This window comes from Allobacillus salarius (assembly GCF_007559425.1).
Lineage (GTDB): Bacteria > Bacillota > Bacilli > Bacillales > Alkalibacillaceae > Allobacillus > Allobacillus salarius.
The window spans coordinates 159,181-174,440 of the sequence record NZ_VMHE01000002.1; the positions used below are offsets into that span (position 1 = coordinate 159,181).

At 39.3% G+C, this 15,260-nt stretch carries 15 protein-coding genes; all 15 read left to right on the forward strand.

What is annotated here, in order from left to right:
• Nucleotides 1–15: 15 nt before the first annotated feature.
• The 15 genes from rbfA to FPQ13_RS02825 all read left to right on the forward strand — a co-directional run bounded on the left by rbfA (nt 16) and on the right by FPQ13_RS02825 (nt 15,081).
• A complete protein-coding gene (rbfA, locus tag FPQ13_RS02755; RefSeq protein WP_144087784.1) occupies nt 16–369 on the forward strand; it encodes a 30S ribosome-binding factor RbfA in 354 nt (117 codons plus the stop codon).
• Nucleotides 370–487: 118 nt separating this feature from the next.
• A complete protein-coding gene (gene truB / locus FPQ13_RS02760; protein WP_144087785.1) occupies nt 488–1,399 on the forward strand; it encodes a tRNA pseudouridine(55) synthase TruB in 912 nt (303 codons plus the stop codon).
• A gap of 15 nt (nt 1,400–1,414) precedes the next feature.
• Nucleotides 1,415–2,359 carry a bifunctional riboflavin kinase/FAD synthetase gene (locus FPQ13_RS02765; protein WP_144087786.1) on the forward strand — a complete coding sequence of 315 codons (945 nt, stop codon included), beginning with the start codon at nt 1,415–1,417 and terminating at the stop codon, nt 2,357–2,359.
• 130 nt (nt 2,360–2,489) lie between these two features.
• Nucleotides 2,490–2,759, forward strand: coding sequence for a 30S ribosomal protein S15 (gene rpsO / locus FPQ13_RS02770; protein ID WP_144087787.1), 270 nt, complete (start codon nt 2,490–2,492; stop codon nt 2,757–2,759).
• A 173-nt stretch (nt 2,760–2,932) separates the two neighbouring features.
• Complete coding sequence (gene pnp, locus FPQ13_RS02775; RefSeq protein WP_144087788.1) at nt 2,933–5,050, forward strand: polyribonucleotide nucleotidyltransferase; 2,118 nt, start codon at nt 2,933–2,935, stop codon at nt 5,048–5,050.
• A gap of 184 nt (nt 5,051–5,234) precedes the next feature.
• Nucleotides 5,235–6,455 carry a M16 family metallopeptidase gene (locus FPQ13_RS02780; protein ID WP_144087789.1) on the forward strand — a complete coding sequence of 407 codons (1,221 nt, stop codon included), beginning with the start codon at nt 5,235–5,237 and terminating at the stop codon, nt 6,453–6,455.
• Nucleotides 6,456–6,486: 31 nt separating this feature from the next.
• Complete coding sequence (locus tag FPQ13_RS02785) at nt 6,487–6,738, forward strand: YlmC/YmxH family sporulation protein (RefSeq protein WP_144087790.1); 252 nt, start codon at nt 6,487–6,489, stop codon at nt 6,736–6,738.
• A 205-nt stretch (nt 6,739–6,943) separates the two neighbouring features.
• Nucleotides 6,944–7,819 carry a dipicolinate synthase subunit DpsA gene (gene dpsA, locus FPQ13_RS02790; RefSeq protein ID WP_144087791.1) on the forward strand — a complete coding sequence of 292 codons (876 nt, stop codon included), beginning with the start codon at nt 6,944–6,946 and terminating at the stop codon, nt 7,817–7,819.
• A gap of 21 nt (nt 7,820–7,840) precedes the next feature.
• Nucleotides 7,841–8,434: a dipicolinate synthase subunit B gene (locus tag FPQ13_RS02795; RefSeq protein WP_144087792.1), complete on the forward strand. Its 594-nt coding sequence runs from the start codon at nt 7,841–7,843 to the stop codon at nt 8,432–8,434.
• A gap of 58 nt (nt 8,435–8,492) precedes the next feature.
• The gene (locus FPQ13_RS02800) at nt 8,493–9,536 is read left to right on the forward strand and encodes an aspartate-semialdehyde dehydrogenase (protein ID WP_144087793.1); all 1,044 of its coding nucleotides are present in this window, start codon (nt 8,493–8,495) and stop codon (nt 9,534–9,536) included.
• 20 nt (nt 9,537–9,556) lie between these two features.
• Nucleotides 9,557–10,774 (forward strand): aspartate kinase, encoded by a 1,218-nt coding sequence (dapG, locus tag FPQ13_RS02805; protein ID WP_144087794.1) that lies wholly within the window; start codon nt 9,557–9,559, stop codon nt 10,772–10,774.
• 17 nt (nt 10,775–10,791) lie between these two features.
• Entirely contained in the window at nt 10,792–11,658 is an 867-nt protein-coding gene (gene dapA, locus FPQ13_RS02810) for a 4-hydroxy-tetrahydrodipicolinate synthase (RefSeq protein WP_144087795.1), read from the forward strand.
• 114 nt (nt 11,659–11,772) lie between these two features.
• On the forward strand, nt 11,773–12,510 hold the full coding sequence (locus FPQ13_RS02815) for a ClpP family protease (protein WP_144087796.1): 738 nt from the start codon (nt 11,773–11,775) through the stop codon (nt 12,508–12,510).
• Complete coding sequence (locus FPQ13_RS02820; protein ID WP_144087797.1) at nt 12,507–12,713, forward strand: YlzJ-like family protein; 207 nt, start codon at nt 12,507–12,509, stop codon at nt 12,711–12,713. Before FPQ13_RS02815 ends, FPQ13_RS02820 begins: the two co-directional genes overlap by 4 nt.
• A gap of 100 nt (nt 12,714–12,813) precedes the next feature.
• A complete protein-coding gene (locus FPQ13_RS02825; RefSeq protein WP_144087798.1) occupies nt 12,814–15,081 on the forward strand; it encodes an FtsK/SpoIIIE family DNA translocase in 2,268 nt (755 codons plus the stop codon).
• The last annotated feature ends 179 nt before the right edge of the window (nt 15,082–15,260 follow it).

The window sequence follows — 15,260 nt, forward strand, 5'->3', positions numbered from 1 at the left end:
AGAGGTGAATTATCGATGAGTAATATTCGGGCCAATCGTGTCGCAGAGCAGATGAAAAAAGAGTTTGGCGATATTCTAACCCAAAAAATAAAAGATCCACGTATTGGATTTGTGACGGTTACGGATGTGGAGATTAGTCCAGACCTTCAGGAATCGAAAATTTTTGTTTCTATTTTCGGAACTGAGGAAGAGAAAGAACAAACACTCGTAGGCTTGGCTAAATCAAAAGGCTTCATCCGTTCAGAAATCGGTAAACGTATTCGATTGAGAAAAGTACCTGAAATTTCTTTTGAAATCGATGAGACAATCGAATATGGAAATCGTATCGAACGAATTATCCGTAATCTAAATGACGAGGATCAGTCATAAAGTATTCAATATAGTTGCATAAGAAGTAAAATGAAAAGGATAGGCAAAGAACTGTCTATCCTTTCCATTTATACATAAAAATTTTTCGATAGTCAGGCAGTAGAGGAGGGAATCGGTTATGAATGGCGTAATTCCACTATGGAAACCAGCAGGCATGACATCTCATGATTGTGTAGCACGAATACGAGGGTTGTTGCGAATGAAAAGAGTCGGACATACAGGCACTTTAGATCCTGCAGTCGAAGGGGTATTACCCATCTGTATCGGTAAAGCTACAAAAATTGTTTCTCTATTAACCGATTCAGTTAAAGTATACGAGGCTGAGATTTCATTAGGCAAACTAACAACGACGGAAGACCAAACAGGTGAAGTCGTTGAAAAGGCAGCTGTCGGTTCTGATCTTACATATAAAGCTTGTGTAGAAGCTTTAGAAAGCTTTCAAGGAAGCATACGGCAAATTCCACCGATGTATTCAGCTATTAGAGTAGATGGCAAGCGATTGTATGAGTATGCGCGAGAGGGGATTGAAGTCGATCGACCTGAACGAACAGTGACAATTCATGAAATCGAGATGCTCTCCAAAGAACTCGAGCGTGTTGATGAAGATGATGTCCGCTTTGTTTTCCGTGCCACTTGTTCAAGTGGTACATATATCCGCACATTATGTGTTAATATTGGAGAAAAGCTAGGTTTTCCAGCTCATTTATCTAAATTAGTACGTACGGAAGCGGCCACTATTCAAGCATCGGAAACAGTTACTTTTCAAGAGATTGAAGAAGCTATTGAAAATGACCAGCTGAATGAATGTGTTCAAACATTATCACAAACCCTTACATTTTTACCGACATATACACCAAAAGACGAAGATGAAGCTAAGAAATTTAGACAAGGACAAGTGTTTCCGTCATTTACTGACTTTGCAAATGATTCATATATTAAAATTGAGCAATCGGACCAGAGAGTTATTGCCATCTATCAAAATCACCCCAAAAAAGATGGGTTGATGAAACCATTCAAAGTTTTCGAGTAAGAAGAAGGTGTAAAAATGGAAGTCATTCGATTAAATTATCCCGAGGATTATAAACGAAATCATTTAGAACCATCTAGTTTAGCAGTTGGTTTTTTTGATGGAGTCCATAAAGGTCATCAACAAGTCATACAAGAAGCAATTGATTACGCTTCTGAGAATGATTTGGAATCAGCGGTTATGACATTCGACCCTCATCCACTAGCTGTCTTGAAAAATGAACCATTATCAAACTTTTTACTGACTTCATTGGAAGAAAAGGTAGCAATTTTTGAGAAAATGGGCATTCGCTATTTATTTGTCGTTACGTTCAATAAAGATTTAGCAAAGCTTTCCCCTCAAGAATTTGTAGATAAGTTCTTTATTGATTTATCCATTCAACATGTTTCTGCTGGTTTTGATTATTCATTCGGCCATAAAGGTGCAGGCAAAATACATGATATGGATCAATACGCCCGAGGAAAATTAACCTATACAGTTGTTGATAAAGTAACCTTTGAAAGTGAGAAGGTCAGTTCAACTAGAATTAGAGAATTATTGAATCAAGGTCAACCAGAACAAGTAAAAGAGTTATTGGGGCGCGCATATACATTAACGGGTCATGTTGTTAAAGGTTACCAACGTGGCAGAGAAATTGGATATCCGACAGCTAATTTGGAAGTCGATGAAAGTAGAGCTATTCCAAAGGTAGGTATTTATGCGGTAACAGCCGTCGTCCAAGGAAAAAACTATGATGGAATGGCAAGTATTGGTTACAACCCAACGTTTGAAGAGAAACATGATAAACCGTTAATAGAAGTCCATTTGTTTAATTTTGATTGTGATATATATAATGAGTCCATTCAAGTATCTTTTTGGTCTTATATACGAGAAGAATTGGCATTTAATGGTGTTGACGAGTTAACGCAGGAATTGAAGAAAGATGAACGAAAAGCGAAAAAAGCTTTAAAAAATCATCAGTAAATGACTTGCATTTTTCGCTCATTAAATGTACTCTTTATAGTGTAAGAAATAACCTTACTCTTGGCATAGCGAGTTCTCCGTCGGATGCGAGGAATAAGGGGGTTTCAATAAAAAATAGGAGGTGAATAGGATGGCAATTTCACAAGAGCGCAAGAATGAATTGATTAGTGAGTTCAAAACGCATGATAATGATACTGGTTCACCAGAAGTTCAAGTGGCTATCCTAACTGAACAAATTACAACCCTTAACGATCATTTGCGTGAACATAACAAGGATCACCATTCACGCCGTGGTTTGATGAAAATGGTTGGTAAACGTCGTAATCTATTAAATTACCTACGTAAAAAAGATGTTCAACGTTACCGTGAATTAATCCAAAAACTTGGACTGCGCAGATAAGGTACAGAAAAAGCGGGGACTATTTCCCGCTTTTTTCTTTATGAAGAAAAAGATTAAATAATTGGGTTTCGTAATTAACCAAGCGGTTTTACATACGACTTCATGCGTATTAAAATAGGTCATAAATGGAAAACATATGAAAACGATGTGACTTGAGAGGAGTAGTAATAAATATGGCAAATGAAATGAAATCATTTTCGATCGAATTGGCCGGTCGCGAGCTAACGATCGAAATTGGTGAAGTGGCCAAGCAAGCAAATGGCTCCGCAATGGTTCGGTATGGAGATACATCTGTACTTGTAGCTGCAACTGCTTCCAGCGAACCAAAAGACTTACCATTTTTCCCACTGACAATTAACTATGAAGAGAAATTATATGCAGTTGGTAAAATTCCTGGAGGTTTCTTGAAAAGAGAAGGAAAACCAAGTGACAAAGCTGTTTTAACCTCCCGCTTGATCGACCGTCCAATCCGTCCATTATTTGCAGATGGATTTCGTAACGAAGTTCAAGTGATCAGCACGGTCATGAGTGTCGAACAAGATTGTTCATCTGAAATTGCAGCGATGATTGGTTCTTCCATTGCACTATGTGTTTCAGACATTCCATTTGATGGCCCGATTGCTGGTGTTCAAGTTGGACGAGTTGATGGGGAGTTGCTCATTAACCCTACAGTTGAACAAATGGAAAAAAGCGATATTGACTTAACGGTTGCTGGTACGAAAGATGCCATCAACATGGTTGAAGCAGGTGCTCAAGAAGTACCAGAAGATATTATGCTAGAAGCTATTATGTTTGGTCATGATGAAATCAAACGCCTAGTCACTTTCCAAGAAAAGATTGTTGAAGAGGTTGGAAAAGAGAAAATGGAAGTAACACTCTTTACGCCTGAGCAATCGATTGTCGAGGAAGTGACAGATAAAGCAAAGAATCAACTAATCGATGCCATCCAAACGAAGGAAAAGAAAGCACGAGAAGAAGCAATTGATCAAGTAAAAGATGCAATTATCGCAGAATATGAAGAGCAAGAGGCGGAAGCTGACACCATTAAACAAGTCAAGTCTGTGTTGGATTCAATCGTCAAAAATGAAGTTAGACGATTAATCACGGAAGAAAAAGTACGTCCAGATGGCCGTGGTGTCGATGAAATTCGTCCATTAACGTCACGAACCACTGTCCTTCCACGTACACATGGTTCAGCTATGTTTACACGTGGACAAACACAAGCGCTAAGCGTATGTACATTAGGCGCATTAGGTGATGTACAAGTATTGGATGGATTAGGTTTAGAAGAATCCAAGCGATTTATGCACCATTACAACTTCCCACAGTACAGTGTAGGAGAAACAGGCCCAATTCGTGGACCAGGCCGTAGAGAGATTGGTCACGGAGCACTTGGTGAGCGAGCATTGGAACCAATCGTTCCAGACGAAAAAGATTTTCCATATACGATTCGTTTAGTATCAGAAATTCTTGAATCCAACGGTTCCAGTAGTCAAGCGAGTATTTGTGCTAGCACGATGGCTATGATGGATGCCGGTGTGCCGATTAAGGCGCCTGTTGCGGGTATTGCCATGGGACTTGTGAAGTCAGGTGAGAATTACACTGTCTTGACAGATATCCAAGGGATGGAAGATGCCTTAGGTGACATGGATTTCAAAGTAGCTGGTTCAAAAAAAGGAATTACAGCACTTCAAATGGATATTAAGGTCGATGGTTTATCTAAAGAGATTTTGGAAGAAGCGATGTCTCAAGCGAAAAAAGGACGTATGGACATTCTAAACCATATGTTAGAGACAATTAATGACCCACGCGAAGAATTGTCGCCGTACGCACCAAAAATCGTATCGATGACGATCAACCCAGATAAAATCCGTGATGTTATTGGACCGAGCGGAAAACAAATCAATAAGATTATCGAACAAACAGATGTGAAAATTGATATCGAACAAGACGGTACTATTTTCATCTCTTCTACAGATACAAATAAAATTGATGAAGCCAAGAAAATTATTGAAAGCTTAGTACAAGAAGCTGAAGTCGGTAAAATTTACCTTGGTACAGTCAAACGAGTTGAAAAATTCGGTGCATTTGTCGAAATCTTTAAAGGCAAAGAAGGACTTGTTCATATTAGTGAGTTGGATGATAAACACGTGAAAAACGTAACGGACGTCATTGATGTTGGTGATCAAACGCTTGTCAAAGTAAAAGAAATCGATCGACAAGGCCGTGTTAATCTATCCAGAAAAGCTGCTTTGAAGGAACAGGATGCTGAAGAGGTTAAAAAAGATTAATTATATGACATAACAATCACATGGATCTAACAAAAGAGCTGGCATTTGACCAGTTCTTTTTTTGAGCCTATGATGCTAAGCTGTTGTATGATAACTTGCGGAAAACAAAGGGGCATCAGGAGAAGACAGATAACATAACTTAGTCTTTAATGGATTTACTCGTATCAGAATTGGAGAGGATTGGATGGTTGTAAAGGACAAATTAGCTAACGGAGCAAGAATTATTACCGAAACTTTACCAGAATCAAGATCCGTTTCAATTGGCATTTGGATCTTAGCTGGTTCAAGAAATGAAACATTTGAAAAACAAGGGATCTCACATCTTATTGAACATATGATGTTCAAAGGGACAGAAAAGCGTACAGCTAAAGAAATTGCAGAAGCATTCGATTCAATCGGTGGCGATGTCAATGCATTTACAAGCAAAGAATATACGTGCATATTTGCGACTGTTCTTGATGAACATGCGAATTACGCGTGGGAAGTCTTGGCGGATATGTTTTTACACTCCACATTTGCGGAAGAAGAATTAGAAAGAGAGAAAAAAGTAATCACTGAAGAGATTGATATGATTGAAGATACACCGGATGATGTGATTCATGATTATCTTCACGAATCTACATTCAAGAATCACCCACTCGAGCAGTCCATATTAGGTACAAAGGATTCTGTTCTTCATATATCAAGAGAAGACTTGTTAGCATATCGTGAAAAATATTATACGGCAGAACGAGTCGTTGTATCCGTTGCCGGAAATCTATCAACCTCACTTTCAGAGAACATTTCAAACTCACTAACAGAGCTCAAAAAGGGTCCAACAATAGAAGGTACTTTTTATTCAACATTTCATCCGGCGAATACAATAGTCGAGAAACCATCTCATCAATCACATTTTTGCCTAGGTTACCCTGGTTTATCCATCAAAGATGAACGATTGTATAGTTTGTCTATTATCGAAAATGTACTGGGTGGAAGCATGAGCTCTCGTCTATTCCAACAAGTTAGAGAAGAGCGTGGATTAGCTTACTCGATATTTTCGTATCATAGTACATTTATGGATAATGGTTTGACAGTCATTTATGGAGGAACAAATCCCGATCAATTAGATGAGATGGAAGAAATTATTCAATCAATCGTCCATGATTTTACTAAAACTGGTATAACGGAAAGGGAAATGAGACAGACAAAAGAACAAATAAAAGGGCAATTGATTCTTGGTTTAGAGCATTCCAGTAGCCGTATGCAAAAAAATGGTCGTATGGAATTACTTGATTTACCGTATCAAACGCCGGAAGATATGGTACAAAAAATTGAACAAGTTTCTTTAATTGATGTTAATTCATTAGCAGAACAGTTATTGAATAACGAGCCTTCTCGTGCATTGATTCAGCCTTCAGACGTATAAATAGAATAGATACGTTAAAGGAGGAGAACTCATGCGATTTCGAGAACTATCGGGGAAAGAACTGATCGATGCAGATAACGGCACGCGACTGGGTGTTTTGGGACAGACGGATTTGAACATCAATCCAGTGGATGGGATGGTTGAGGAAATTGTTATACAAGACTATAACATGCTTGGTCTGCGAAAAGGGGACACAGGCACGACAATCAGGTGGACAGATCTTGAAGTCATTGGTGATGATTTGATCGTCATCAAACGTAAAACAAAATATCGTGAGAAATAATTGAAAACACCCTATAAATATTTCCTACCGAATCAGTTTGATCGACAGCTGGTTCGGTTTTTTTATGCTTCGTAAATGATTCCTTTGCGTTTAACTAGATACTGCAATATTGGTAAAAGGGTTAAAAAAAGATGAGCAAATCACACAAAGCAGTTCTTTACATACGATATATCGAATGAATGACATGGTTTGAGGAGTTGAAGAAATGTTAACAGGTAAGTCGGTGTTATTTGTGGGTGGTGATGCACGTCATCTAGAAATGATGGAACAATTGATATTGGCAGACGCGGATGTGTTTGCTGTAGGCTTTGAAGAAGCAAAAGATCAGTTATCCGATGTAAATTTTGTTCACGCCGATCAAGTTTACAAACAAGAGCTCGCTGCAGTCGTATTGCCGGTTACTGGATTGGATCAAGATGGCTATGCAGAAGCCCATTATGCAGAAGAATCTCCCCACCTTGCAAAAGAATGGTTTAATGAACTACCAGACGATTGCTTTTTATTTACAGGAATCATGACCCCTTATCTTAAAGACTTGGATACGTTTAAGGGGATGATTGTGCCTTTATTCGAACGAGACGACGTGGCCATCTATAATTCAATTCCCACAGCAGAAGGTACACTTATGCTAGCGATTCAATATACTGACTTCACGATCCATGATTCAAATATTATGATTCTAGGATTTGGGCGAGTCGGAAAAACTTTAGTCCATTCATTTAAAGGGCTAGGAGCAAATGTGTCGGTCTCATCCAGATCGACGATTGATTTAGCAAGAATCTACGAGTATAACTGTTTACCGATTCCTTTAGAACAATTGGATGAGAATCTTGCGGATTGTAATCTTTTGATTAACACAATACCTGACATTGTTGTTACACCAACGATTATCCGCGCATTGCCAGAAGATAGTTTGATCATTGACTTAGCTTCCAAGCCTGGAGGAGTTGACTTCCGATATGCGAAACGAATAGGAATTAAAACGATACAGGCACCAGGATTACCAGGTATTGTTGCGCCGAAATCGGCTGGAAAGATTTTAGCACATGTCGTTCATCATATTTTGAATGAAGAAGAATAAAACAACAGGAGTGAATGTTTCATGGATTTAAAGGGTAAACGAATTGGGTTTGGATTAACAGGATCTCACTGCACGTATGAACAAGTGTTTCCTCAAATTGAAAAGCTTATGGAATTGGGAGCGGAAGTTGTCCCAATCGTCTCTTACACGGTTCAACAGACAGATACAAAGTTCGGTAATGCGAAGGATCACTTAGAACGGATTAAACAGATTACAGGAAAAGAACTTATTAAGACAATGCCAGAAGCAGAACCACTTGGACCACAAGCGCCACTGGATTGCATGATCATTGCTCCGTTGACTGGAAATTCACTAAGCAAATTTGCGAATGCATTAACAGATAGCCCGCCACTCATGGCTGCAAAAGCGACATTGCGTAATGGAAGTCCAGTTGTTTTAGCTATATCGACCAATGATGCTCTCGGATTGAATGCGATGAATTTAGGGAAATTATTAGTGACTAAAAATGTATATTTTGTCCCGTACGGTCAAGATCACCCTTACAAAAAACCTGATTCCCTCGTAGCACATATGGAACTGATTCCAGAAACAATCGATGAGGCAATTAATGGCAAACAATTACAACCGATCATGCGCAATTATGACATTGTGTGATTCGGTCAGTAATGTGCTAAAATAAAGAAATAAAGAGTATTTTTTGGGGGTTACAACAATGAATAATTCTAAACAATACAATGTAGCAGTCGTTGGCGTCACAGGAGCTGTCGGCCAGCGAATTATTGAAATGCTTGAACAGATTGATTTTCCAGTGAAGCAATTGATTCCACTTGCATCCAAACGATCTGTTGGTAAAACCGTCGATTTCAAAGGTGAATCCATACAGATTAAAGAAGCATTAGCAGAGCAATTTGATGATGTAGATATTGCTTTCTTTTCAGCCGGGGGTTCAGTTTCTAAGCAACTGGCTCCAGAGGCTGTTAAGCGTGGAGCGGTCGTCATAGATAACACGAGTGCTTATCGTATGGATGACGAAGTACCATTAGTTGTTCCTGAGGTCAATGAACAGGATATTTTAAATCATAAAGGAATCATTGCTAACCCGAATTGTTCAACCATTCAGATGGTTGCGGCGTTGGAGCCAATCCGTCAGAAATATGGTATGAAGCGGATTATCGTTTCTACTTATCAATCAGTTTCTGGTTCGGGAAATCAAGCAATGGAAGAATTGACGCATCAATCGCAGGCAATGTTGAACAACGAAGAAGTTTTTGCCGAAGTATTGCCGGTTAAATCGGAGAAAAAGCATTTCCCGATAGCGTTTAACGCACTCCCACAGATTGATGTTTTTGATGAAAATCATTTTACACTTGAAGAAATGAAAATGATTAATGAAACGAAAAAAATTATGCATGATTACGAATTGCAGGTTTCTGCTACCTGTGTACGCTTGCCTTTTTATTATTCACATGCAGAAAGCGTATATGTCGAAATTGAAGATGATCATATTTCGATTGATCAATTCCAAGGAGCATTGAAAGAAGCACCTGGTGTTGTATTACAAGATGACATTCATAATCAAGTTTATCCAACACCGCTTACTGCAGAAGGAAAAACGGATGTATTCGTTGGAAGAGTCCGTAAAGATTTGGATGTTTCCAATGGGTTCCATCTGTGGATTGTTTCTGATAACCTACTGAAAGGAGCGGCTTGGAATTCTGTCCAAATCGCACAAAGTTATATTAAATTAGCCAAATAATGCATAGCTCGAGGTGGACTATGAAGTTTTTAGTACAGAAATTCGGTGGCACTTCCGTCCGAAATAAAGAAAGTCGAAAACATGCTATTCGACACATTGAGAAAGCAATTAATGAAGGGTACAAAGTTGTCGTTGTCGTATCGGCAATGGGGAGAAAAGGTGAGCCTTATTCAACAGATACATTATTAGAGCTCATTAATTATCCGAATACCCAATTAACTTCCCGTGAAATTGATTTGCTCATGTCTACTGGTGAACTGATTTCATCCATCGTCATGGCAAATGAGTTAAGAGAAAGTGGCTTAGTCGCCTCTGCTCTATCTGGTCCACGTGCTGGAATATTAACGACTGACGATCATATGAATGCAAGAATCAATAAAGTAATACCAGATGAGTTACTGAATTATTTCAAGAGTAACGATGTCATCGTTGTTGCAGGCTTTCAAGGGGAAGATGCGAATGGTGATATTACGACGCTAGGTCGTGGAGGATCAGATACTTCAGCCGTAGCACTTGGAGCTGCACTTGAAGCGGAGTTCGTCGATATTTTTACCGATGTAGATGGAATTAAAACAGCAGATCCAGGCATCGTTAAAAATGCGAAGACGCTAAAAGTGATGACTTATAATGAAATTGTTCATTTAGCATATGAGGGAAGCAGGGTCATTCATCCCCGAGCAGTTGAAATTGCCATGCAAGAAAAAATTCAAGTACGCGTTCGTTCAACTTATTTGGAAGATGAAGGCACACTTGTTACATTCAAGAAAACACAAGGTTTAGATAGAGGATTCAAAGATCAACTTGTCACTGGAATCGCCCATCAAGCCGGAATTACTCAAATAAAGGTACGAACAAATACATCAAATTCCATGGAACTTCACGATCAGCTGTTGACTGAGTTAGCGACAGCTGGAGTTTCCGTTGACTTTTTTAATATCTTTTCAAAAGGTATTACGTTTACCGTGCCGAATGATAAGCTGAAGCGAACAACAGAGATTATCGAACGGTTAGCGGTTGACTATGAGATCAATGAAAACTGTGCGAAAGTATCAGCAGTAGGAGCTGGCATTCAAGGGGTTCCTGGTGTGGCAGCAAAAGTCGTTTCAGCTCTTGCGAGACAACAAATTCAAATTCTTCAATCTGCAGACAGTCACACAACGATCTGGCTCCTCATTAAAGAAACAGATCTTGAAAAAGCCGTGAATGCACTACATGATACATTTTTATTAAATACGTAAGAGAGGGTCGATTGAAAATGAATTTTGGAAATGTACTAACAGCTATGGTTACTCCTTTCAATGAATCGAATGAGTTGGACTTAGAGAAAACGGAACAGCTTGTGGAGTATCTTATTGAAAATGGTTCAGACGGTCTCGTTGTTGGTGGTACTACAGGTGAATGGCCTACATTGACAGAAGAGGAAAAACTTCAACTTTTTGAGCAGGTTGTAAAAGTTGTAAACGGACGTGCAAAAGTCATTGCTGGAACGGGTACCAACAGTACAGAGAGCTCTATTGCCATAACGAAAGAAGCCTCCAAAACGGGTGTCGATGGAATTATGCTTGTGACACCTTATTACAACAAGCCAAGCCAAGAAGGATTGTATCAGCATTTCAAAGCAATTGCTGAAGCAACGACATTGCCGATTATGCTTTATAACATTCCAGGACGTTCTGTAGTTGATATGTCGACAGAAACGACGATTAGGCTTTCCAAAATTGATAATGTTGTTTGTACGAAGGATGCAACAGGTGATTTGGATCGAATGAGTGAAATTATCGAGCAAACGGACGATGACTTCAGCTTATATTGTGGTGACGATGGGTTGACGTTACCATCACTTGCTGTTGGTTCAGCAGGTGTCGTTTCTGTTGCTTCGCATGTGATTGGAAATGAAATGCAAGAAATGGTGACGGCTTATCAACAAGGAAACGTGAAAGAAGCGGGCAATCTGCACCGTCAATTGCTGCCGAAAATGAAAGCTTGTTTTATGGCTCCTTCACCAGCACCTGTGAAAGCAGCTTTAAACAAGAAAGGCATAGACGTTGGTTCGGTACGACTTCCGTTATTACCGTTAACTGATGAAGAAGAACAAACATTAAGTAAAATACTCGAACTATAATTTTTAAGATCCTGCAGGTATAACCTGTGGGGTTTTTTATGTAATACGAGCACTGTTACAAGAAGTATGAATCAAAAATTTTCGTACACACTACCGAATAAAGGTGGTGTATGTATGAGCGAGCAAGAACATAAAAACAATGAAGCGCAACCCGAACAGCCAGATGGGGATGGTCCTGAACAGTCGTTAGTTGAAAAGATTAAACAATTAGGACAAACGAATGTTCCGTCAGCACCAGATTCCAATATTCATATTTTACCGATTATTGGACAAATCGAGGGGCATCTTCAACTCCCTTCCAAAAACAAAACAACTAAATATGAACATGTGTTACCACAACTTGTTGCTATTGAACAAAATCCGAAAATCGAAGGTGTCATCTTATTATTGAATACTGTTGGTGGTGATGTGGAGGCAGGTTTGGCCTTGTCTGAAATGGTAGCCAGCTTATCCAAACCAACCGTTTCGATTGTATTAGGCGGAGGGCATAGCATTGGTGTACCCATCGCAACGAGTGCTGACTATTCATTTATCACTGAAACAGCAACGATGACGATCCATCCGATTCGATTGACCGGTTTAGTGATCGGAGTGCCTCAGACATTTGAATACTTAGACAAGATGCAAGACAGAGTCATTCGTTTTGTAACAAATCATTCCAATATCGATGAAGAAAAATTTAAAGAACTAATGTTTGAAAAAGGAAATTTAACAAGGGATATAGGAACAAATGTCATTGGGGAAGATGCGGTGAAATATGGATTGATCGATGCAGTCGGCGGTGTCAGTCAAGCTATTCAAAAGCTCAATGAACTGATTGATAAGAAGAAAGAAGGTCAGGTGATTCAATGATCCATTATACACCTCTAACCTATGAAGAAATTTTTGAGGAAGAGAAAAATGAACAAACTCAATGGGTATCGATGAACCATATGATGGTAAAAGTAAGAAAGAAAGCTGATTTATCAGGTTATGAAATCGATCAAATGATATCAACTGACCCTAACGATTATTTAAATCAACAGTTGATGCCAGGAACAAATTTCTATTTGTAACTTTTCAACCACTTTTAACACTTCGAGAGTGTGATATAATGAATAGACTACGAAGCAGCCATACTTGGCTGCTTTACTGATTTATTTCGAGGTGAAGAAAGTGGCAAAAAAGAAAAAGAGAAATAGAAGAAAAAATAATCGAAAGTCGAATCTGTATTTTGAACTGATTGGACTGGCGTTCATCCTATTTGCCATTTTTTCAAGTGGGATTCCAATGATTTCAAGCGGAGTGATTCCGCATGTTTTAGTAACGTTACTCCAATGGTTATTTGGCTTTTGGTATATAGTAATTAGCGGATTTATCTTCTTTATAGGAATCTATCTATTAATTAAAAGAAAATGGCCGAATTTTAAATCCATTCGGTGGATCGGTTTTTATCTATTATTTGCTTCAATCTTATTATTTACACACGTACAAACATTCGAAACGATTGTACAAGCGACTACTCAAAATATATTCGGGTTAACGTGGGATTATTATGAAGCTTATCAAAACGGAGAAGTAGATTATTCAGCAATTGGTGCTGGTATGACAGGTGCGTTGTTATTCGTAGGCAGTTTTTATTTATTATCTGGTGTCGGTTCGAAAGTTGTTGCAACATTTGCGATTATTTTTGGAATCATTATGCTGACAGAGAAGTCAATTATTGATGTCATCAAAGGTTTTTTTGGAGAAGTACAAGCTCGCTTTGCCAGTATGCGCGATAAACGAGCCGAGCGTAAGGAAGCCGCCGAGAAGGAAAAAGAAGAAAAACTAGAAATCGAAAATTCATATGAAATGACGGAATCTGAATCAACTCCAGTCATTGAAGACTTCCAGTCAGTGGAACCCGAAAATGTTGAACCTGAGTCTATGGAAATCGAGACTAATGAGTGGACGGAAAATGTAGAAGAGCTTCCTGAAGAGGGAGAGGAAGTGATGGCTTTAACAGAGGTAGAAAATGAGTCGTACCGGTTACCATCCCTTCAGCTACTTGCGAGTCCTGTCAACCATTCACAGCAACAAGAGAAATCACAAATCCAATCCACAGTAAGAAAGCTGGAACAAACATTTCATAGCTTTGGTGTTAAAGCTCGCGTTTCGAAGGTGCATGTGGGGCCAGCAGTGACAAAATATGAAGTTAATCCTGATATCGGGGTGAAAGTAAGTAAAATTGTCAATTTACACGATGACTTGGCACTTGCCCTTGCTGCGCGCGATATACGTATTGAGGCACCGATACCAGGGAAGTCAGCGATTGGTATTGAAGTGCCGAACTCAGAGGTCGCTCAAGTATCGCTTCGTGAAGTAATGCAACCACAAATGAAACCTGAATCCAAGCTGCTCTTTGGCTTAGGTCGAGATATTGCTGGTGAATCCATTGCTTCTGAGTTGAATAAAATGCCTCACTTACTGATCGCCGGTGCAACAGGAAGCGGTAAAAGTGTTTGTGTCAATGGTATTATTACGAGCATTCTACTACGGGCCAAACCACATGAAGTGAAGATGATGATGATTGATCCGAAAAAAGTGGAGTTGAATGTGTATAATGGCATTCCACATTTATTGGCTCCTGTAGTAACGGATCCTAAAAAAGCATCTAAAGCATTGAAAAAAATCGTCTCTGAAATGGAAAGAAGATATGATCTGTTTTCGGAGACAGCAACGAGAAATATTGAAGGATACAATGAACATGTCGACCGAGTGAATGAAGAAGAAGGCGAAAACCATCCTCACCTGCCGTATATTGTTGTATTAATTGATGAGTTGGCGGATTTAATGATGGTTGCTTCGAATGAAGTAGAAGATGCGATCACACGATTAGCCCAAATGGCAAGGGCTGCAGGAATTCATCTAATTATCGCAACACAGCGCCCGTCAGTGGATGTCATTACAGGAGTAATCAAAGCAAATATTCCATCGCGAATTGCATTTAGTGTCTCCTCAGCTACAGACTCTCGTACGATTTTAGATGGGAATGGTGCTGAGAAGTTGCTTGGTAAAGGGGATATGCTTTTCTTGCCTGTCGGTGCGTCCAAGCCTACAAGAATTCAAGGGGCATTCTTGTCCGATGAGGAAGTCGAACGTGTTGTTGACCATTGTATTGCACAACAGAAAGCACAATATCAGGAAGAGATGATTCCTGAAGAAACGTCAACAGATATGGAAGAAGTAGATGATGATCTGTATGACGATGCCGTTCAGCTGATCATTGAAATGCAAAGTGCTAGTGTTTCGATGCTACAACGTAAATTCAGGGTAGGCTATACGAGAGCCGCGAGACTGATCGATGCCATGGAAGAAAGAGGAATTGTCGGTCCATATGAAGGAAGTAAACCACGGAAAGTACTGGTCAGCCAACAGCCTGAAGAAACATCGATGCAATAAGAATTATAAAACTAGTCAAGAAAATCTCTTGACTAGTTTTTTTCGTGGCTTAAAATATTTGTTAGGTTAAATACACAACATAGCTTAGGTTTCGATGACGGTCGTTGGTGGCAGGCGTTCTTAAAGCTTCAGTGTTAAACAGGCTGTCTTCAGTGTTTAATCGAGAGGCTTCAGGGTTA